This window comes from Bradyrhizobium cytisi (assembly GCF_008123515.1).
Taxonomy (GTDB): Bacteria; Pseudomonadota; Alphaproteobacteria; order Rhizobiales; family Xanthobacteraceae; genus Bradyrhizobium; species Bradyrhizobium cytisi.
This window is the reverse complement of the sequence record NZ_VSSR01000012.1, coordinates 28,257-48,207: the sequence shown is the minus strand read 5'-3', so window position 1 is coordinate 48,207 and position 19,951 is coordinate 28,257. Positions and strand designations below refer to the sequence as shown.

Below are 19,951 nucleotides of genomic sequence, written 5' to 3'. Positions count from 1 at the left end.
ATTTGTTCCTGTGGCGTGCTATCTTGGCTTCATGAGTCCAGCTTCTTCTTCTGCTCTCAAGCACCCGCCGGTCACGGCGCCCTCCGAGCCGGCGGGTGCGCCTTCTGATTTCCCCGAGCTTGGCGTCGCCATCGACCGTGCGCGCAAGCGAGGGCGGGGCGCGCAATCCAACGCCAGCGGCCGCTACGAGGCCGAGGCACGCGTCGCCTTCGACGACGGCTGGCAGAGCCTGGAAGAGCTGCCGCCGTTCAAGACCACGGTCGGTGTCGACACCTCGCGCAAGGTGATTACCCGCAACGATTCCCCCGACATCGGCTTCGATCGGTCGATCAATCCCTACCGCGGCTGCGAGCATGGCTGCGTCTATTGCTTCGCGCGGCCGACGCATGCCTATCTCGGCCTGTCGCCGGGCCTCGACTTCGAGTCAAAGCTGTTCGTGAAGCCCGAGGCGCCGGCGCTGCTCGAGAAGGAGCTCGCGGCCGCCGGCTACGAGCCGCGGATGATCGCGATCGGCACCAACACCGATCCCTATCAGCCGATCGAGCGCGAGCGCAAAATCATGCGCGGCATTCTGGAGGTGCTGGAGCGCGCCGGCCATCCCGTCGGCATCGTCACCAAGTCGGCGCTGGTGGTGCGCGACATCGACATTCTCGCCCGCATGGCCAAGCGCAACCTCGCCAAGGTCGCGATATCGGTGACCTCGCTCGACCCAAAACTCGCGCGCACCATGGAGCCGCGCGCCTCGACGCCGCCGAAGCGGCTTGAGGCGCTGAAGCAGCTCTCGGACGCCGGCATTCCGACCACGGTGATGGTCGCGCCCGTGATCCCCGCGCTCAACGATTCCGAGATCGAGCGCATTCTCGATGCCGCGGCGCACGCCGGCGTCAAGGAAGCCTCCTACGTGCTGCTGCGGCTGCCGCTCGAGGTCCGCGATCTCTTCCGCGAATGGCTGATGGCGAACTATCCGGACCGCTATCGCCACGTCTTCACGCTGATCCGCGACATGCGCGGCGGCCGCGACTACGACGCCAAATGGGGCGAGCGGATGAAGGGCACCGGCCCGATGGCCTGGACCATCGGCCGTCGCTTCGAGATCGCCTGCGACCGGCTCGGGCTGAACAAGCGCCGCGCGAAACTGACCACGGATCATTTTGCCCGGCCAAAGCAGAACGGCGAGCAGCTCAGCCTGTTCTGAGGCGCGGAGCAACAACCTGTCTGAATAACGGGAATTGTTGGGGTTCCCTGTTGCGCAGGCCGGATCGCTTGCGCACGATCCCGGCCATGATTCGGGACAAGTCCACCAAGACACCAGCCAAAGAGGCGTCAAAGAACGACGCTGCCAGGAATGCCGCGCCAGCGAAAGCGAGCTTCCGTCGTGAGCGCGCGCTGATCAAGCGCGGCATCTGGCCGGTGGCTGGCTGCGACGAGGCCGGTCGCGGGCCGCTCGCCGGCCCCGTGGTGGCGGCTGCGGTGATTCTCGACCCCGACCGCATTCCGCGCGGCATCGACGATTCCAAGCGGCTGACGGCGGAGGAGCGCGAGAAGCTTTTCGACAAGATCTGTGCCACCGCCCAGGTCTCGGTCGCGGTCGCCTCGCGCTTCCGCATCGACCGCGACAACATCCTGCGCGCCTCGCTCTGGGCGTTGAAGCGCGCGGTGATCGCGCTGCCGGAGACGCCGAAGCACGTCTTCGTCGACGGCCGCGACCGGCTCGATACTGCATGCGACTGCGAGGCCGTGATCGGCGGCGACGGCATCGTGCTGTCGATTGCGGCCGCCTCGATCGTCGCCAAGGTGACGCGCGACCGGCTGATGTGCGCGCTGGCGCAGGACTGCCCGGGCTACGGTTTCGAGCAGCACAAGGGCTACGCCGTCCCCGAGCATCTCGACGCGCTCGACCGTCTCGGCCCCACCGCGCACCACCGCAGCTTCTTCGCCCCGGTCGCCGCCGCCCGCGCCAAGCACATGCCCTGGACCGTCGAGCCGGTGCGGGATCTGTTTGCGGTCACCGAGGTCGAGGTGCAGGTTGAGACCACAGTTGAAATCGATGCTTCGGCAGGCCTCTAGCGTAGACTGTCGTTGCCACGACGCGCAGCGCCCTTTATCAAAACAGGCGTGAGCGAATAGGGCCGGCTGGACGGGTTGGCTGCATCTTGCGGGCGTTGCATGCGGTTTACCTCCCTGGTCATCGAGCTCATTCGCGCCCGGCCGCGGCTGATCGTCTGGATCGCCGTGCTGTTGCAGGCCGCGATGTGGCTGCTGGTGGCGCTCTTGTTCTATCGCACTCCGCCCGGCAGCCTCGCGACCCTGCTGGCCTTCGGTCGCGAGTACCAGGTCGGCACTGATCTCGGCCCGCCGCTGTCGGTCTGGCTCGCCGATATCGCCTATCGCGCCGTCGGCGGACATATGTTCGGCGTTTACGTCCTGGCCGAGCTCTGCGAGATCGCGACCTTCATCACGCTCTATCATCTGGCGCGCGCCGTGGTCGGCACGCAGCAGGCGGTGCTCGCTGTGCTCCTGACCATGACGGTGCTGGCTTTCTCCTCGTCCGCGCTCGACTTCGGTCCCCTGGTTCTCGCGCGGCCGATCTGGGCGCTGTTGCTGCTGCATTCCTGGCAGATCATCGGCCAGCGCCGCGGCAATGCCTGGTTCGCCTGGTCGATCGAGGCCGGCCTGCTGCTCCTGACCACGCCGGCCGCGATCTTCCTGCTCGCATTGCTCGTCGTCTTCGCGCTGTCGACCGCCGCAGGCCGCCGGACATTGCGCGCGCTCGATCCGCTGTTCGCGCTCGTCGTCGTCGCCGTGCTGGCGCTGCCCTATGCGGTCTGGCTGATGCGCGCCGAGACCCTTGTGCTGCCGGCCCTGCCGCAAATTGCCGACCTCGGCGCCCGCGCGATCCACGCCGTCTGGCTGCTCGGCGGGCTCGTGCTCGGCGCAGCGGCGATCCCTGTGCTGACCTTCCTCAACTCACCCCTGTTCGCCGGCAAGACCGAGGAGGTGCCGATCATCTACCGGCCGCCCGTCGAGCCGCTCGCGCGCAACTTCGTCCATTTCTTCACGCTGGCGCCCGCGCTCGGTGCGGTCCTGATCTCCGGCCTGTTCGGGCTCGATGCTGTCGTCGGCGGTGCCGGCGTGGTGCTGGTTGTGTCGGGCCTCGCCATGGTCGTCGTGGCCGGCGATCTCATTGCGATGCGCCGCGCCCGGATGCTGCGCACGGTGTGGATAGCGGCCATCGTGGCGCCCGCGGCCGGCGTCGTGCTGGCCGTGCTGTTCCTGCCCTGGAGCGGCACCGGTGAGATCGCGACATCGATGCCGGCGCGCGCGATCTCGGACTTCTTCGACGACAGCTTTGCCCGCCGCACCAACCATCGCCTGCGCGCGGTCGCAGGTGAAACCGAGCTTGCGAGCTTGATTGCGATGCACTCCGGCCGGCCGCATCTGTTCATCGAAGGCGCGCCCGTGCGTACGCCCTGGATGTCACAGGCAAAATTCAGCGAGACCGGCGGCGTCGTGGTCTGGCGCGCCTCAGATACTGCCGGCACTCCGCCGCCCGAAATCCTCGCGCGCTTTCCCGGCATCGTGCCGGAAGTGCCACGCGCCTTCGAATGGCTGGTGACCGGCCGCCAGCAGTTGCTGCGGATCGGCTGGGCCATCGTGCGGCCGAAGGGGACGTAAGGCTCTCGCAATGACGGGGAGGGAGTGTCCCGTCCCTCACGCGCCCGCCAGCAACTTCGCGATCGCGCGCAGATCCTGCCAGGCAAGCCGCTTGTAGGACGGCGAGCGCAAGAGGTAGGCCGGGTGAAAGGTCGGCAGCGCGCGGATGGTGCGGCTACCCGTGTCGTAGTCGAACCAGCGGCCGCGCGTCCGCATGATGCCCTCGCGGGTCGAGAGCAGCGTCTGCGTCGAGGGATTGCCGAGCGTCACCAGCACATCTGGGTTCACCAGCTCGATATGACGCTGGATGAAGGGCAGGCAGATCTGCGTCTCCTGCGGCGTCGGCGTACGGTTGCCGGGTGGCCGCCAGGGAATGACGTTGGTGATGTAGGCCGTGGTGCGGTTGAGCCCGATCGCGCCGATCATGAGGTCGAGCAGCTTGCCGCTGCGTCCCACAAACGGAAGTCCCTCGATATCCTCGTCGCGGCCCGGCGCCTCGCCGACGAACATGATGCGCGCCTGCGGATTGCCGTCGGCGAACACCAGCCGCGTCGCAGTGTGCTTGAGCGCGCAGCCCTCGAAGTTTTGCATGAGCTCTCGCAGCGCCTCGAGTGTTGGCGCAGTGCGCGCGGCCTCGCGGGCCGAGGCGATAGCGACGTCGGGCGCCAGTGCGGCCTCGCCGCGCATCACCGCAGGCGCGGCGACAGGCCGCGGTGCTTCGACCGGCACCGCGCGCGGGGCCGGCGGCGGGGCGTCCAATTCCGCCAGGCGGTCGACCGGTTCCTCGGCGAGCGCACAATCGACACCGGCCTCCAGATAGAAGGCGAGAAGCTCTCGGACGGTAGGTGCGGGCTCGGGGATCATTTGGAAAGTCAGACTATTAGTTCATCTAAAGTCAGACTATTAGTTCATCTTAAGGCGCCTTGCATCCCAACGGAACGCATTTCCGTGGTTGTCCTACCCGGAAAAATCGGAAACAAGGGAGCGCAAATGACGAGGAACCGTCTCAAGGGCTGAGATCAGATGAGCACCGAAGAACTTCCCCCGCGGGAATCCATGGAATTCGACGTCGTCATCGTCGGCGCCGGCCCCTCGGGCCTGGCTGCGGCGATCCGGCTGAAGCAGATCAATGCCGATCTCAACGTCGTCGTGGTGGAGAAGGGCTCCGAGGTCGGTGCGCACATTCTCTCCGGCGCCGTGATCGATCCGGCCGGGCTCGACAAGCTGACCCCGGACTGGCGCGAGGATTCCGACTGCCCGCTGAAGACCCAGGTGAAGGACGACCGCTTCTACTGGATGACGGCCGGAGGCGCGATCAAGCTGCCGAACTTCATGATGCCGCCGCTGATGGACAACCATCACTGCTATATCGGCTCGCTCGGCAATGTCTGCCGCTGGCTGGCGCGCAAGGCCGAGGCGCTCGGCGTCGAGATCTACCCGGGCTTTGCCGCCGCCGAAGTGCTCTATGACGAGCAGGGCGCGGTGAGGGGCATCGCCACTGGCGACATGGGCATCGGCCGCGACGGCAAGCCGAAAGACTCCTTCACCCGCGGCATGGAGTTGCTCGGCAAGTACACGCTGTTCGCCGAAGGCGCGCGCGGCAGCCTGACCAAGCAGCTGATCGCAAAATTCGCGCTCGATTCCAACAGCGAGCCGGCGAAGTTCGGCATCGGCCTCAAGGAGGTCTGGCAGATCGATCCCGCCAAGCACCAGAAGGGCATGATCCAGCATTCGTTCGGCTGGCCACTCGACCTCAAGACCGGCGGTGGGTCGTTCCTCTATCACTACGACGATAATCTCGTCGCGGTCGGCTTCGTCGTGCATCTGAACTACGACGATCCGTATCTATCGCCGTTCGACGAGTTCCAGCGCTTCAAGACTCATCCGTCGATCCGCGGCACCTTCGAAGGTGCCAAGCGCCTTGCCTATGGTGCGCGTGCCATCACCGAAGGCGGCTACCAGTCGGTGCCAAAGCTGACTTTCCCCGGCGGCGCGCTGGTCGGCTGTGCGGCCGGCTTCGTCAACGTGCCGCGCATCAAGGGCGTGCACAATGCGATGGGCACCGGCATGCTTGCCGCTGAGCATGTTGCAGCCGCGCTCGCGGCCGATCGCGCCAACGACGAGATCGTCGACTACGAGAACGCGTGGCGGTCCTCGTCGGTCGGAAAGGATCTGTTCCTGGTCCGCAACGTCAAGCCACTGTGGTCGAAGTTCGGCACCGTGCTTGGCGTCGCGCTCGGCGGCTTCGACATGTGGTTCAACACGCTGTTCGGCACCTCGCTGTTCGGCACGCAGTCCCATGCCAAGCCCGATCGCGCGACGCTCGATCCGGCCAAGCAACACGCGCCGAAGAACTATCCGAAGCCGGACGGCAAGATCTCCTTCGACAAGCTGTCCTCGGTGTTCCTGTCCAACACCAATCACGAGGAGGATCAGCCGGTCCACCTCCTGGTGGCCGACATGAACCTGCAGAAGACTTCCGAGCACGACGTGTTCGCCGGTCCGTCGAATCGCTATTGCCCGGCCGGCGTCTATGAGTGGATCGAGGAAGGTTCGGGCCCGCGCTTCCAGATCAACGCCCAGAACTGCGTCCACTGCAAAACCTGCGACGTGAAGGACCCCAACGGCAACATCACCTGGGTTCCTCCGGAGGGAGGCGGCGGTCCGAACTACGAGGCGATGTAACGGTGCGCCAGGCGACCAAATAGGTCCGAAGGGTGATGTAACGCACGTTCGCGTGAGAACGGGAGCACCACGGGTGCCCCCGGCCACGATAAGGCCATAGTGACAGCGTCTTGGGGCGCTCTTGACCGTCACTTGGCCGATTTGGGGCGTGCGGAAGGGATCGCCCGGCCCGAATCCTTGCGGTGAAGCGCCAAAAGCGGCATTGTCCGGCCCAGACGGTTCCGGGTCCCGTGTCGCCGGCGGCGTTCGCGTGCGAGACGGCCATTTGCTTCAAACCCAGGCACTACAAACTCAAGGCGAGCCCTGATGTTTTCAAATCGTTTCAACCGCTGGACTGCTGCTGCCATCGCCCTTGCCGGCTCTGCGATCGTGGCGGTCCCTGGCGGGGTGCTGGCGCAGACGCCGGATCATCCGGCCGACACGGCGGCGCAGTTTCCGACCCGAAACGATCTGAAGTCGCTCACCACCGCCGGCAGCTATCTCGCCGCCCGTCACGCCAGCGTCGAGCGCGACGCGACCTCGGCCGCCGCCTTTTACCGCTCCGCGCTGCGGACCGACCCCAAGAACAACGAGCTGCTCGACCGCGCTTTCATTTCCTCGCTCGGCGATGGCGACATCGAGGAAGCGGTGAAGCTCGCCGAGCGCATCCTGGCCATCGACAAGACCAATCGCGTCGCGCGCCTCGTGGTCGGCGTGCATGATTTGAAGCTGAAGAAGTATCCGAGCGCGCAGAGCAACATCAACCAGTCGGTTCGCGGGCCGATCACCGATCTCGTCGCAACGCTGTTGTCCGGCTGGGCCGCCTATGGTGCGGGCGATGCCAAGGGCGCGGTCGCGACCATCGATAAGCTGGCGGGCCCGGAATGGTATCCGCTGTTCAAGGACCTGCACGCCGGCATGATTCTCGAGAACGCCGGCAAGGAGAAGGACGCAGGCGCCCGCTTCGAGCGCGCCTACAAACTCGACGATTCCATGCTGCGCGTCAGCGAGGCCTATGCGCGCTGGCTGTCGCGCAACAAGGACGCGGCCTCGGCGACCGCGATCTATGAAGCCTTCGACAAGAAGCTCGCCCGCCATCCGCTGATCGTGGAAGGCCTGCGCGAGACCAAGGCCGGCAAGAAGATGCCGTCGCTGGTCGATTCCGCGCAGGCTGGTGCTGCCGAGGCGCTCTACGGCATCGGCGCCACGTTGACTCGTCGCGGCGGCGAAGATCTCGCGCTGGTCTATCTCCAGCTCGCACTCTATCTCCAGCCCAGTCATCCGCTGGCCCTGCTCTCGCTCGCCGACCTCTATGAATCGGTGAAGCGGCCGCAGATGGCGATCAAGATCTATGAGCGGGTCCCGTCGAGCTCGCCCTTGAAGCGTAACGCGCAGATCCAGCTCGCCATCGATCTGGATTCGGCCGACCGCACCGACGAGGCGATCAAGATCCTCAAGGGTGTGACCGCCGAGGACTCCAAGGATATTGAGGCCGTTATGGCGCTCGGCAATATCGAGCGCGGCCGCAAGAAGTTCGGCGACTGCGGCGCGACCTATTCGCGCGGCATCGACGCGCTGCCGGCCGGCAACGACAAGGCCAACAGCGTCTGGTACTACTATCGCGGCATTTGCGAGGAACGCACCAAGGAGTGGGGCAAGGCCGAAGCCGACATGAAGAAGGCGCTCGAGCTGCAGCCCGATCAGCCGCATGTCCTCAACTATCTCGGCTATTCCTGGATCGACCAGGGCGTGAACCTCGACGAAGGCATGAAGATGATCAAGCGTGCCGTCGAGCAGCGGCCCGACGACGGCTACATCGTCGATTCCCTCGGCTGGGCCTATTACCGCATCGGCAACTACGAAGAGGCGGTGAAGAACCTCGAGCGCGCGATCGACCTCAAGCCCGAGGATCCCACGATCAACGACCATCTCGGCGACGCCTATTGGCGCGTCGGCCGCACGCTGGAGGCAAAATTCCAGTGGGCGCATGCTCGCGATCTCAAGCCCGAGCCGGACGATCTGCCGAAGATCGAGGCCAAGATCGCCAATGGCATGACGGATGAGAATTCGAACTCTTCGGCCGCGCAGGCGGACAAGAAGAAAGACGACGGCAAGGGCGGTTGAGGCTGCGCATGATCCGGAAAAGTGTGCAGCGGTTTTCCGACCAGATCATGCGCAAAGCAAAATAAGCAACTGGGGGCGTACCGCCGATGCCGGCGTTGGTTGAAGAAGGGCGCGCGAAGGTCAATCTGAGCCTTCGTGTGGTGGGCCGTCGTGCTGACGGCTATCATGACCTCGAGAGCGTGGTTGCGTTTGCCGATTGTGCCGACCGGCTCACGCTGGAGCCGGGTGGCGGGCTCAGGCTTGCGACCACGGGGCCGCTTGCCGCGGCCTGCGGCGAGACATCAGACAATCTCGTGTTCAAGGCCGCAAAACTGTTGGCCGACGCGGTGCCGAACTTGAAGCTCGGCGCCTTCGCGCTCGACAAGGTCTTGCCGGTTGCAGCCGGGATCGGCGGCGGTTCGGCCGATGCGGCGGCGGCGCTGCGCCTGCTCGCGCGCCTCAACAATTTGCCGCTCGATGATGCCCGCCTGCAAGAGGTCGCACTTGCGACCGGCGCCGACGTGCCGGTGTGCCTGTTCTCGCGCGCCTGCGACATGACCGGCGTCGGTGAGCAGTTGCTGCCGCTGGCGTTGCCGAGCATGCCCTGCGTGATGGTCAATCCGCGCGTGCCGGTTGCGACAAAGGACGTGTTCCAGGAGTTGGGCCTGCGCAACGGCGAACTGCTGGTCGGCGCGACCTCCGTCCTCGACGCCACGGCTTGGCCCGACGAGGGCGCCTCCATCGCGGACTGGGTCGATGTTCTCGAGACCGTCCCCAACGATCTCGAAGCGCCTGCGCTGCGCATCGAGCCGGTGATCGGCGACGTGCTGGAGGCGCTGCGCGACTCCGCGGGCGTCAAGCTTGCGCGAATGTCCGGTTCGGGCGCGACCTGCTTTGCGATCTATGGCGCGCCGGCTGAGGCGCATGCCGCCGCCGAGAAGATCCGCAGGGATCACCCCGGCTGGTGGGTGCATGCGGGGACGTTGAGCTAAGGCGAAAGTGTCGTAGGGGGCAAAGCGCAGCGTGCCCACCACTTCTATCGTACGATCTGGATGCATGGTGGGCACGCTTCGCTTTGCCCACCCTACGATAGCTCGCCGAGCCCAAGAAATTGCCGGATCTCAGCCAGCACTTCCGCCGGCTTGTCATGCTGCAGCCAGTGCCCGGCGCCGGCGATGATCTCGATGCGCGCCTGCTGGAAATAGCGCTCAAGGCCTGCGGCCCTGGCGCCGGCGAGAAAGCTTTCGCCGGCATTCAGCAACAGCGTGGGGCAGGCGATGCGCGACCACAGCGCGACGTGGTCGTCCGGCCAGAGCCGGTGCGGCGCGGAGGCGCGCTGGTATGGGTCGAACTTCCAGCTATAAGTGCCATCCTCGTTCTGCCGTGCGCCATGTGTTGCCAGATGAAGCGCGAGGTCGCGGGACAGCCGCTTGTTGTGAAGCACCATCTGCGCGGCCGCGTCCTCAAGGGTCGCATAGCGGCGCGGGGTGCGGCCGTGCAGCCTGTCGAGCTGTCCGACCCATTTTCCGATGCGCTCATGGGTCGGCGGCTTGGGTGAATCCGGCAGCATCGTCACGCCGTCGAGAACGACGAGCTTGGTGACCTGCTCGGGGAATGAGCCTGAAAAGATCAGGCTCACCATGCCGCCCATCGAATGGCCGATGAGGGTCACTTGAGGCGCTGCGGTGTGACGGACAAGCTGGGCAAGATCGTAGACATACTCCGTCAGCGCGTAGCTGCCGCCCTTGGTCCAGTCGGAATCGCCGTGGCCGCGCAGGTCGGGCGCGATCACATGAAAATGCGGTTGCAGCGAGCGTGCGATGGCGTCCCAGCTGCGGCAATGATCGCGGCCGCCATGGACCAGGATGAGTGGCGGTGCGTCCTCGTTGCCCCAGTCCGCATAATGCAGCCGCAGGCCGTGGGACTCGTAGGTGCGACTTTGCGGGGCGAGCATCGCGGGCTACCCGTTCACCGGACGCCGCGCCAGCGCGAGCGACAGGCCGAGGCCGGCAATGAAGACGCCGGAGCCTTGGGTGAGGCGGCGCATCAGACGCGGCCGTCCGATCAGCTGTGTACGCGTCGCGGACGCCATCAGCACCACGACGACATCGGCGAGCGTGTTCAGTGTCACCGAGATGGCGCCGAGCGCGACGAATTGCAGTGGGGGGCTCGCTCCTGCGGGATCGAGGAATTGGGGAATGAAGGCGAGGAAGAACACCGCGGTCTTCGGATTCAACGCCTCGACCAGCACGCCGTCGCGGAACGCGCGCTTGTCGCCGACAGGCTCGCTCGCGAGCGACAGAGCCCGGCCGGCGCTGCGAAACGTCTTGATGCCGAGCCAGACCAGATACAGCGCGCCGATGAATTTCACGATGGCAAAAAGCTCGGCGCTGGCCAGTATGATCGCGGAGATGCCGAGGCCGCCGGCGACCACGTGAACCAGGCCGCCCAGCGCCGTGCCGGCGGTCGAGGCAAAGCCGCTGGCGCGCCCTTCCGACAAGGTTCGCGCTGCGACGTAGAAGATGCCGGGGCCGGGAATGGCGGCAATGACGAGGGCGGCGGCGAGGAACAGCCAGAAATTCGTTTCAATCATTCCATTTTCGTAGCGCAGCGTGCCGCGATTGCAAGGCCTGTCGTTAGACCATGCGGCGGAAGATCGCGCTGGCATTCACGCCGCCGAAGCCAAAGCCGTTGGAGATGGCGTTGAGCATCGGCATCGGCCGCGCGCGGCCCGCAACAATGTCGATACCATCGGCGTTTGCGTCGGGGGTTTCAAAATTGAGTGTCGGCGGCGCGATCTGGTCACGCAAGGCGAGCACGGTGAAAATCGCCTCCAGGCCGCCGGCGGCACCGAGCAGATGGCCGGTGGCCGATTTGGTCGCGCTCACCGCGATGGCGTTGTTGCGGCCGAACAGCGCAGCGATCGCGCCGAGCTCGCCTTCGTCGCCGGCCGGCGTCGAGGTCGCATGTGCGTTGAGATGCTGCAGATCGGCGGGCGCAAGGTTCGCCTGCCGCAGTGCGATCTCCATGGCACGGCGGGCGCCATCGCCGTCGGGTGGGCCCGACGTCATGTGATAGGCATCCGCGGTGGTGCCATATCCGAGAATTTCGGCGACCGGCGTGGCGCCGCGCGCGAGCGCATGTTCCAGTTCCTCGATCACCAGAATGCCGGCGCCTTCGCCCATGACAAAACCGTCGCGGTCGCGATCGAACGGGCGCGAGGCGCGCGCGGGCTCGTCGTTGAAGGAGCTCGACAGCGCGCGTGCTGCTGCAAAGCCGCCGAGGCTGACGATATCGATGCAGGCCTCGGCGCCGCCGCAGATCGCGACATCGGCCTCGCCTGCGCGGATCATCCGCGCGGCATCGCCGATCGCCTGTACGCCGGCGGCACACGCCGTGACCGGCGTGCCCAGCGCGCCCTTGTAGCCGTATCTGATCGAGACGTGACCGGCGGCGAGATTGGCGAGAAACGAGGGGATCGTGAATGGTGACAGACGGCGCGGGCCGCGCTGCTCGGTGATGCGCACCGCCTCCGCCATCGCAGGGAAGCCGCCGACGCCGGAAGCGATGATGGTCGCGGTCCGCTCCAGTGACGCTGCATCCTGCGGCGCCCATTTGGCCTGTGCGACCGCCTCTGCAGTGGCGAGCAGCGCAAACAGGATGAAGCGGTCCATCTTGCGCTGATCTTTTGGTGCGGCCGCCTCCGCCGGATCGAAACCGCCATCGGCATCGTCGGCCTTGTCGGGCACGAGACCGGCAATGCGCGCGGGCAGCGCCTGCGACCATTGGGGCAGCGGGCGCAACCCGCTTTGACCGGCGAGCAGCCGACGCCAGGACAATTCGACACCACAGCCGAGCGGCGACACCGCGCCCATTCCCGTCACGACGATACGACGCATGTCAGTCTCCAGCCGGCGCGACGGCCGGGTTCATGGCTTTGAGCGTAGTGAGCCGCCGCCGCATCAGGCGGCTCGCGCCGGGGCCTGCGATCACCACCGCATTGGCGAGCGTGATTGGCTGCATGCCGGCGGCGTCGACCACGACTGGATCGAGCGGCCGGCGATCGCCCCGGTTCGCCAGCAGGATGGATTCGCCCTTCGGCGCGAGATGCTTGTTGCCCCAGGCGAGCAGTGTGGCGATCACGGGGAAGAAATCCCGCGCCTTGTCCGTCAGCAGATATTCGTAACGCGGCGGCCGCTCGTGATAGCGGCGGCGGACGAACATGCCGGTCTTGGTGAGATGGGCGAGACGCCGCGACAGGATGTTCGGCGCGATGCCGAGATTGCGCTCGAACTCGTCAAACCGCGTCGAGCCCTGAAACGCATCCCGCAGGATCAGGATGCTCCACCACTCGCCAACCGTCTCCACGGCGCGGCCGACCGGGCATTCCAGGATCGAGGGGGACTTTGGCTGCATGACGGGAGGGTAGGTGAGTAGCTTGCAAAATGCAAGTCACTGCGGGTAGTGGCAGATCTGGTGGACGGAGCCGAGGAGACCGCGAAGCTGTAGCCGTTGAGCTGTCGCTGCGATTTGAAGTGCACGTTGGCGAGCGATGGCCGTGCGCCATACTCCGTCATTGCGAGCGCAGCGAAGCAATCCAGAGTCTGTCCGCGGAGGCAGACTGGATTGCTTCGCTGCGCTCGCAATGACGAAATTGAAAGAGAGGCGGACCGTCGCGCTTAATGCGACCGTGCCAGACAGAACGCCACCACCTGCTCCAGCGCGCTCTTCATCGGCGAGGACGGGAACAGCGCCAGCGCATCGACCGCCATGGCGCCGTAATGCTGGGCGCGGACGAGCGTGTCCTCGAGCGCGCGGTGCTTGTTCATCAACCCGATCGCGTGGTCGAGATCGCTGTCGCCGATCTCGCCGCGCTCGAGCGCCTTGATCCAGAAGGCGCGCTCGGTGTCGTTGCCGCGGCGGAAGGCCAGCACGACGGGTAGTGTGATCTTGCCCTCGCGAAAGTCGTCGCCGGTGTTCTTGCCGAGTTTTGCACTCTTGCCGCCATAGTCGAGCACGTCGTCGACGAGCTGGAAGGCGATGCCGAGATTCATGCCGACCGAACGGCAGGCGGTCTGCTCGGCCTTCGGGCGGTTGGCGATCACGGGGCCGACCTCGCAGGCGGCTGCGAACAGCTCGGCGGTCTTGCCGCGGATCACGGCGAGATATTCGTCCTCGGTGGTCGCGGTGTTCTTGGCGGCGGCGAGCTGCATGACCTCGCCCTCGGCGATGGTGGCGGCAGCCGCTGACAGGATGTCGAGCGCGCGCAGCGAGCCAACCTCGACCATCATGCGGAAGGCCTGGCCGAGCAGGAAGTCGCCGACCAGCACGCTGGCCTCATTGCCCCAGAGCATGCGCGCGGAGAGCTTGCCGCGGCGCATCTCGCTCTCGTCTACGACATCGTCGTGGAGCAGGGTCGCGGTGTGCATGAACTCGACGGAGGCAGCCAACTTGATGTGGCCGTCGCCGGCGTAGCCGGCCAGATTGGCCATGGCGAGCGTCAGCATCGGCCGCAGGCGCTTACCGCCGGAGGAGATCAGATGGTTGGCGACCTCCGGGATCATCGTCACGTCCGAGCCGGTCCGTGACAGGATCGTGGCGTTGACGCGCTCCATATCAGGGGCGACAAGGGCAACCAGCTCTTCGATCGACGCGCCGGGAGTTTCGAAAGGTACGATGACGGCCACGCCGGTCTCCAATATTTGCCCCGGAGGGGCTATTCTGATGGAAGGACAATAGAAACTGGACGGGGATGCGGCAAGGCCTGTGGAACAATTGACATTTGCCTTTCAGGCAGGAGGCTCGTTTGCGTGAACTGGTTCGGACCAACGATATCGTGCTGGTGTCGGCGATCGGCGCGCTGCTCGACGGCGCCAACATCCATCATCTGGTGCTGGACCAGAACATGAGCATCATCGAGGGCTCGCTCGGCGTCCTGCCTCGGCGGATACTGGTCCATGAGGACGACGCCATCGAGGCCCGGCAACTGCTGACCGAGGCCGGCCTCAGCCACGAACTGCGCGGCGATGATTGACGTCGTCACAGATCTCACCGAGGACGCCTTTCTCGGCGGGCAGCTGCTGTTGAGGCAGAAGCGATCCGGCCATCGCGCCGGACACGATGCCATATTGCTTGCAGCCGCGACCGAGGCCCGCGCTGGCGATCGTGTGGTCGATCTCGGCGCCGGCGTCGGCACGGCCGGGCTGGCGCTGGCCCGGCGCGTGGCCGGGGTCGATCTTTGCCTCGTCGAGATCGATCCGGAACTGGCCGGGCTCGCGCGCGCCAATGCGGCCGCGAATGCGATTGCCGCGGAAGTGATTGTGCTCGACGTCACGGCCGATGCGCAGGCTTTTGCGGCACACGGGCTCATGCCCGACCGCGCCGACTGCGTGTTGATGAACCCGCCCTTCAACGATTCCACCCGGCACCGCGGCTCGCCGGACCAGGCGCGCCACACCGCGCATGTCGCGACCGGGGAGACGCTAAATGCGTGGGTGCATGCAGCGCGGCGCATCCTTCGATCGAACGGCGTGCTGACCCTGATCTGGCGTGCGGACGGAATCGCGGACGTTTTGGCAGCGCTGTCACGCGGCTTCGGCAGCGTGTCGATCCTGCCGGTTCATGGCGAAGCGGGAAGGCCTGCAATCCGTGTGCTGGTCCGCGCGGTCAAAAGCGGCCGGGCCCCGCTGCGATTACTGCCGGGCCTCATGCTTAACAATGAGTCACGCGTGCCTAAAAAAGAGGTGAGGAATATTCTGGAGGGGAGAGCGGTCTTGCCGCTGGCGGAGCCGTGACGGCTTACTGGGGAAGCGATTCCGACTGCTGGTCCTGCGGGGCCGTAAAGCGAATCGCCGTGAAAAGAGCACCGATCAGCATCAACAGCAGATAGATCTTCATGACGTTTCCTCCGCTGCTTCATTGCAGCTTGCCAACGGGCAAACTGCAAAACACGTTCCAGGCAACTTCAATGACAGTCGCGTGATAAGAAATGATTAACCAGAGGTAACGGCATGGCCGAACAATTGAACGATCGCGAAAATTCCGGCCTGGCCGATAAGCTCATGCAATATCTGCCGGCGCGCTTCCGCCCGGGCACGGCGGTGGTGCCGGTGGTGCGGCTGTCCGGAGTCATCGGCGCGGTGACGCCGCTGCGTCCGGGCATGACGCTGGCGGGCCTCGCGCGGGTGCTGGAGCGGGCGTTTTCGGTCCGCAACGCCAAGGCGGTGGCGCTGGTGATCAACTCGCCCGGCGGCTCGCCGGTGCAGTCACGCCAGATCTACCTGCGCATCAAGCAGCTTGCTGCGGAGAAGAAGCTGAAGGTTTTGGTGTTCGTCGAGGACGTCGCGGCTTCCGGCGGCTACATGATAGCTTGCGCCGGCGACGAGATTTTTTGCGATCCATCCTCGATCCTCGGCTCGATCGGCGTGGTCGGCGGCAGTTTTGGTTTCCAGGAGGCGATCAGGCGGCTCGGCATTGAGCGGCGCCTTTACACGGCCGGCGCGCACAAGGCGATGCTCGATCCGTTCCTGCCCGAAAATCCCGACGACGTCGCCAAGCTGAAGGCGCTCCAGCGCGAGATCCACCAGATCTTCATCGCGCTGGTGAGGGAAAGCCGTGGCGCGCGGCTCAAGGGCGCCGACGACACCCTGTTCACCGGCGAATACTGGGCCGGCGAGAGCTCGATCGCGCTGGGACTGGCCGACGGCATCGGCGATCTCCGCTCAACTCTTCGTGCCCGCTACGGCGAGAAGGTTCTCACCCCTGTGATCGCGCAGCCGAGCGGCTTGCTGTCGGGCCTGTTGGGGCGGAAATCGCCCGGCGCGGGCCAGCTTTCAGCCATGGAATCAATGGCTGGGCTGCCGGACGAGTTGATCTCTGCGATTGAGACCCGCGCGATCTGGGCGAAATTCGGGTTCTAGGCCGAGCTCTGCCGCGCCATTTGGCCCGGGCTGAGCCAATTGCGGCGCAGCCCGGTCTGCGCAAGAATGCGCGTGGGGGCTGAGCATTGTGAACAAGGAACGACCGATGCCGCCGTTCGTCGCTTTCGCGGGCGTCCTGGGCGGGCTTGCCGTGGTCCGCTGGGCCTACAAGACCGCTGTCCGGATCAACCAGGAGCTGGAGGAGATGCGCCTGTCGCGCGTCGCCGAGGCCGCCCATATGGGGAATATCCAGACGCTGAAGCGTGACCCCGTGACCGGAGCTTACCGGCCGGGTTAGCTGGTGCGGTAGGGTGGGCAAAGGCGTTCTTACGCCGTGCCCACCATCCCGTCCGCAATCGTGGTGACGATGGTGGGCACGCTTCCGCTTTGCCCACCCTACCGCACCTTCCGGGATGAGGGACTGATCGTCCCGAATCCGCCCCCTTTGCCTTGATTCCCACCCCCGCCGTCGATACGGTCCCGCGCGATTCAAAACCCCCCGCGAGAGCCTGATCTGACGATGGACGCCTCATTGCCCGCCCATATGCGCCCGGAACGCTCGTTCCAGGGCTTCATCCTCGCGCTCCAGCGGTTCTGGGCCGAGCAGGGCTGCGTGATCCTGCAGCCCTACGACATGGAGATGGGCGCGGGTACCTTCCATCCGGCGACCACTTTGCGCGCGCTCGGCCCAAAGCCCTGGAACGCGGCCTATGTGCAGCCCTCGCGCCGGCCCAAGGACGGCCGCTATGGCGAGAATCCGAACCGGATGCAGCACTACTACCAATTCCAGGTGATCATGAAGCCGTCGCCGCCGAACCTTCAGGAGCTGTACCTGAAGTCGCTCGCAGCGATCGGCATCGATTCCGCCGTGCACGACATCCGCTTCGTCGAGGACGATTGGGAGAGCCCGACGCTGGGCGCCTGGGGCCTGGGGTGGGAGTGCTGGTGCGATGGCATGGAGGTCAGCCAGTTCACCTATTTCCAGCAGGTCGCGGGTTTTGAATGCGCGCCGGTCGCGGGCGAGCTCACCTACGGGCTCGAGCGCCTCGCGATGTACGTGCAGGGCGTCGACCGCGTCTACGACCTCAACTTCAACGGCCGCGAAGGCGATGCCAAGGTCACCTATGGCGACGTCTTCCTGCAGGCCGAGCGGGAATATTCGAAGCACAATTTCGAAGTCGCCGACACCGCGATGCTGTTCGAGCAGTTCAAGATGGCGGAAGCGGCCTGCCGGAAATATCTCGACGCAGGCTGGCAAAAAAACTCTGAGTCCGGCAAGCGCAAGGCGCATCTGATGGCGCTGCCGGCCTATGACCAGTGCATCAAGGCGAGCCATGTCTTCAACCTGCTCGACGCGCGTGGCGTGATCTCCGTCACCGAGCGGCAGAGCTACATTCTTCGCGTGCGCGAGCTGGCCAAGGCCTGCGGCGAGGCCTGGATCCACACTGAAGCGGGCGGAGCGGCCTGATGCCCGATCTTTTGCTTGAACTGTTCTCGGAAGAAATCCCCGCGCGCATGCAGGCCAAGGCGGCCGACGATCTGCGCCGCCTGGTCACCGACAAGCTCGTCGCCGAAGGCCTCGTCTACGAGGGCGCAAAGGCGTTCGCGACGCCGCGCCGCCTCGCGCTCACCGTGCACGGCATCCCCGCGCGTCAGCCTGATCTGAAGACCGAACGCCGCGGACCGAAAGTCGGTGGGGCCGATGCGGCCGTGCAGGGCTTTCTGAAAGCGACGGGTTTGAAGTCGCTGGACGAGGCCAAGATCCAGCGCGACCCCAAGGGCGATTTTTACATCGCGCTGATCGAGAAGGCCGGGCGCGACGCGATCGACGTGCTCGCGGAAATCCTGCCCGTCATCATCCGCACCTTCCCCTGGCCGAAATCGATGCGCTGGGGCGCGCGCTCGGGCAAGCCCGGCTCGCTGAGTTGGGTGCGTCCGCTGCATTCAATCATCGCGACCTTTGGGCCCGAGACGGAAGAGCCGGATGTCGTGAAATTCTCGGTCGACGGCATCGAGACCGGCCAGACCACCTACGGCCATCGCTTCATGGCGCCGGCGGCGATCAATGTGCGCCGGTTCGAGGACTACGAAGCGAAGCTGAAGGCTGCAAAAGTCATTCTCGATCCGCAGGCGCGCAAGGACATCATCTTTGCCGACGCCAAAGAGCTGACGTTTGCGCGGGGCTTCGAACTGGTCGAAGACCAGGTGCTGCTGGACGAGGTCTCGGGCCTTGTCGAATGGCCCGTCGTCATGCTGGGATCGTTCGAGGCGGAATATCTCGCGATCCCGGACGAGGTGATCCGCGCCACCATCCGCAACAACCAGAAGTGTTTTGTCGTCAAGGATCCCAAGACCGGGAAGCTGACCAACAAGTTCGTCCTCACCGCCAATATCGAGGCGACCGACGGCGGCAAGACCATCGTGGCCGGCAACGAGCGCGTGATCCGTCCGCGTCTGTCGGATGCGAAGTTCTTTTATGAGACCGACCTGAAGACGAAGCTCGAGGACCGGCTGCCGAAGTTCGAGCAGATCGTGTTTCACGAGAAGCTCGGCACGCAGGCGGATCGCATCAAGCGGATCGAGCGGTTGGCCGCCGAGATCGCGCGCTTGATCGGCGCCGATGTTGCCAAGGCGACGCGTGCTGCACATCTGGCGAAGGCGGATTTGCTTACCGAGGTCGTCGGCGAATTCCCTGAGGTGCAGGGCTTGATGGGCAAGTATTATGCGCTGGCCCAGGGCGAAGATGCTTCCGTCGCGGCCGCGTGCGAGGAACATTACAAGCCGCAAGGGCCCGGGGATCGCGTGCCGACCGATCCGGTCAGCGTCGCGGTGGCGCTTGCCGACAAGATCGACACGCTTGTTGGCTTCTGGGCGATCGACGAGAAGCCGACGGGATCGAAGGATCCGTATGCGCTGCGTCGCGCGGCGCTGGGCGTGATCAGGCTGATTGCCGAGAACGCGCTTCGGCTGTCGCTGATGAAGGTGGCTGCGTCCGCACTCGCCGGCTTGTCGGTGAACCCTACGGATGCGCAGAAGCTCCCGAGCGATCTCCTCGCCTTCTTCGCCGACCGCCTGAAAGTCCAGCTTCGCGAGCAGGGTGCGCGTCACGATCTCGTCGATGCCGTGTTCGCGCTCGGCGGTCAGGACGATCTCCTGATGATCGTCCGGCGCGTCGAGGCGCTCGGCAAATTCCTCGAGAGCGACGACGGCAAGAATCTGCTCGCCGGCATCAAGCGCGCCAGCAACATCCTTGGTATCGAGGAGAAGAAGGACAAGCGCACGTTCGACGGCGCGCCGGAAGCTGCGCTCTACAGCCTTGCCGAAGAGAAGGCGCTGGCCAGGGCGATCGGCGAGGTGAAGGCGGAGGCCAGTGCTGCTGTCGCCAAGGAAGACTTTGCCGCCGCGATGAGTGCGATGGCAAAGCTGCGTCCGCCGGTCGATGCGTTCTTCGACAAGGTCCGCGTCAATGACGACGATGCCAAGGTGCGCGAGAACCGCCTGAAGCTGCTGAACGAGATCCGTAGCGCCACGCGCGCGGTGGCGGATTTCTCGAGGATCCAGGATTAGGCTCTCGTGCCCCGGACGCAGCGCAGCGCTTCTTGGCGGTGCGC

Annotated in this window: 18 protein-coding genes; 12 read left to right on the top strand and 6 right to left on the bottom strand. The window is 65.4% G+C overall.

Annotated elements, in window-relative coordinates; genetic code table 11:
* The first annotated feature begins 31 nt into the window (after positions 1-31).
* The 3 genes from FXB38_RS06940 (at position 32) to FXB38_RS06930 (ending at position 3,675) form a co-directional block, all read left to right on the top strand.
* Positions 32-1,195: a PA0069 family radical SAM protein gene (locus tag FXB38_RS06940; RefSeq protein WP_148750046.1), complete on the top strand. Its 1,164-nt coding sequence runs from the start codon at positions 32-34 to the stop codon at positions 1,193-1,195.
* Between the two features lie 86 nt (positions 1,196-1,281).
* On the top strand, positions 1,282-2,067 hold the full coding sequence (rnhB, locus tag FXB38_RS06935; RefSeq protein ID WP_148750044.1) for a ribonuclease HII: 786 nt from the start codon (positions 1,282-1,284) through the stop codon (positions 2,065-2,067).
* Between the two features lie 99 nt (positions 2,068-2,166).
* A complete protein-coding gene (locus tag FXB38_RS06930; RefSeq protein WP_148750042.1) occupies positions 2,167-3,675 on the top strand; it encodes a glycosyltransferase family 39 protein in 1,509 nt (502 codons plus the stop codon).
* A gap of 36 nt (positions 3,676-3,711) precedes the next feature.
* On the opposite strand, the gene FXB38_RS06925 is transcribed toward FXB38_RS06930, so the two are convergent.
* Positions 3,712-4,518 carry a uracil-DNA glycosylase gene (locus FXB38_RS06925; RefSeq protein ID WP_148750040.1) on the bottom strand — a complete coding sequence of 269 codons (807 nt, stop codon included), beginning with the start codon at positions 4,516-4,518 and terminating at the stop codon, positions 3,712-3,714.
* A 159-nt stretch (positions 4,519-4,677) separates the two neighbouring features.
* Between FXB38_RS06925 and FXB38_RS06920 the strand changes: the two genes are divergently transcribed.
* The 3 genes from FXB38_RS06920 (at position 4,678) to FXB38_RS06910 (ending at position 9,413) form a co-directional block, all read left to right on the top strand.
* On the top strand, positions 4,678-6,339 hold the full coding sequence (locus tag FXB38_RS06920) for an electron transfer flavoprotein-ubiquinone oxidoreductase (protein WP_148750038.1): 1,662 nt from the start codon (positions 4,678-4,680) through the stop codon (positions 6,337-6,339).
* Between the two features lie 306 nt (positions 6,340-6,645).
* Complete coding sequence (locus tag FXB38_RS06915; protein ID WP_148750036.1) at positions 6,646-8,442, top strand: tetratricopeptide repeat protein; 1,797 nt, start codon at positions 6,646-6,648, stop codon at positions 8,440-8,442.
* A gap of 86 nt (positions 8,443-8,528) precedes the next feature.
* The gene (locus tag FXB38_RS06910; protein ID WP_148750034.1) at positions 8,529-9,413 is read left to right on the top strand and encodes a 4-(cytidine 5'-diphospho)-2-C-methyl-D-erythritol kinase; all 885 of its coding nucleotides are present in this window, start codon (positions 8,529-8,531) and stop codon (positions 9,411-9,413) included.
* A gap of 92 nt (positions 9,414-9,505) precedes the next feature.
* On the opposite strand, the gene FXB38_RS06905 is transcribed toward FXB38_RS06910, so the two are convergent.
* The 5 genes from FXB38_RS06905 to FXB38_RS06885 form a co-directional block, all read right to left on the bottom strand.
* Positions 9,506-10,375: an alpha/beta fold hydrolase gene (locus FXB38_RS06905; RefSeq protein ID WP_148750032.1), complete on the bottom strand. Its 870-nt coding sequence runs from the start codon at positions 10,373-10,375 to the stop codon at positions 9,506-9,508.
* Positions 10,376-10,381: 6 nt separating this feature from the next.
* The gene (locus FXB38_RS06900) at positions 10,382-11,014 is read right to left on the bottom strand and encodes a LysE family translocator (protein ID WP_148750031.1); all 633 of its coding nucleotides are present in this window, start codon (positions 11,012-11,014) and stop codon (positions 10,382-10,384) included.
* Positions 11,015-11,057: 43 nt separating this feature from the next.
* Entirely contained in the window at positions 11,058-12,320 is a 1,263-nt protein-coding gene (gene fabF / locus FXB38_RS06895) for a beta-ketoacyl-ACP synthase II (RefSeq protein WP_148750029.1), read from the bottom strand.
* Between the two features lies 1 nt (position 12,321).
* A complete protein-coding gene (locus tag FXB38_RS06890; RefSeq protein ID WP_148750028.1) occupies positions 12,322-12,837 on the bottom strand; it encodes a winged helix-turn-helix transcriptional regulator in 516 nt (171 codons plus the stop codon).
* Positions 12,838-13,100: 263 nt separating this feature from the next.
* Positions 13,101-14,108, bottom strand: a complete 1,008-nt coding sequence (locus tag FXB38_RS06885; RefSeq protein ID WP_148750027.1) for a polyprenyl synthetase family protein — start codon at positions 14,106-14,108, stop codon at positions 13,101-13,103.
* Positions 14,109-14,227: 119 nt separating this feature from the next.
* Between FXB38_RS06885 and FXB38_RS06880 the strand changes: the two genes are divergently transcribed.
* The 6 genes from FXB38_RS06880 (at position 14,228) to glyS (ending at position 19,907) form a co-directional block, all read left to right on the top strand.
* Complete coding sequence (locus tag FXB38_RS06880) at positions 14,228-14,455, top strand: putative signal transducing protein (RefSeq protein WP_027529147.1); 228 nt, start codon at positions 14,228-14,230, stop codon at positions 14,453-14,455.
* Positions 14,448-15,215 (top strand): tRNA1(Val) (adenine(37)-N6)-methyltransferase, encoded by a 768-nt coding sequence (locus FXB38_RS06875; RefSeq protein ID WP_148750025.1) that lies wholly within the window; start codon positions 14,448-14,450, stop codon positions 15,213-15,215. Before FXB38_RS06880 ends, FXB38_RS06875 begins: the two co-directional genes overlap by 8 nt.
* A 216-nt stretch (positions 15,216-15,431) precedes the next feature.
* Positions 15,432-16,340, top strand: a complete 909-nt coding sequence (locus FXB38_RS06870; protein WP_148750023.1) for a S49 family peptidase — start codon at positions 15,432-15,434, stop codon at positions 16,338-16,340.
* Positions 16,341-16,446: 106 nt separating this feature from the next.
* The gene (locus FXB38_RS06865) at positions 16,447-16,638 is read left to right on the top strand and encodes a hypothetical protein (RefSeq protein WP_008131462.1); all 192 of its coding nucleotides are present in this window, start codon (positions 16,447-16,449) and stop codon (positions 16,636-16,638) included.
* A 222-nt stretch (positions 16,639-16,860) separates the two neighbouring features.
* Positions 16,861-17,808, top strand: coding sequence for a glycine--tRNA ligase subunit alpha (locus FXB38_RS06860; protein ID WP_148750021.1), 948 nt, complete (start codon positions 16,861-16,863; stop codon positions 17,806-17,808).
* Positions 17,808-19,907 (top strand): glycine--tRNA ligase subunit beta, encoded by a 2,100-nt coding sequence (gene glyS, locus FXB38_RS06855; RefSeq protein ID WP_148750020.1) that lies wholly within the window; start codon positions 17,808-17,810, stop codon positions 19,905-19,907. The genes FXB38_RS06860 and glyS overlap by 1 nt, the downstream gene beginning before the upstream one ends.
* Positions 19,908-19,951 lie beyond the last annotated feature (44 nt).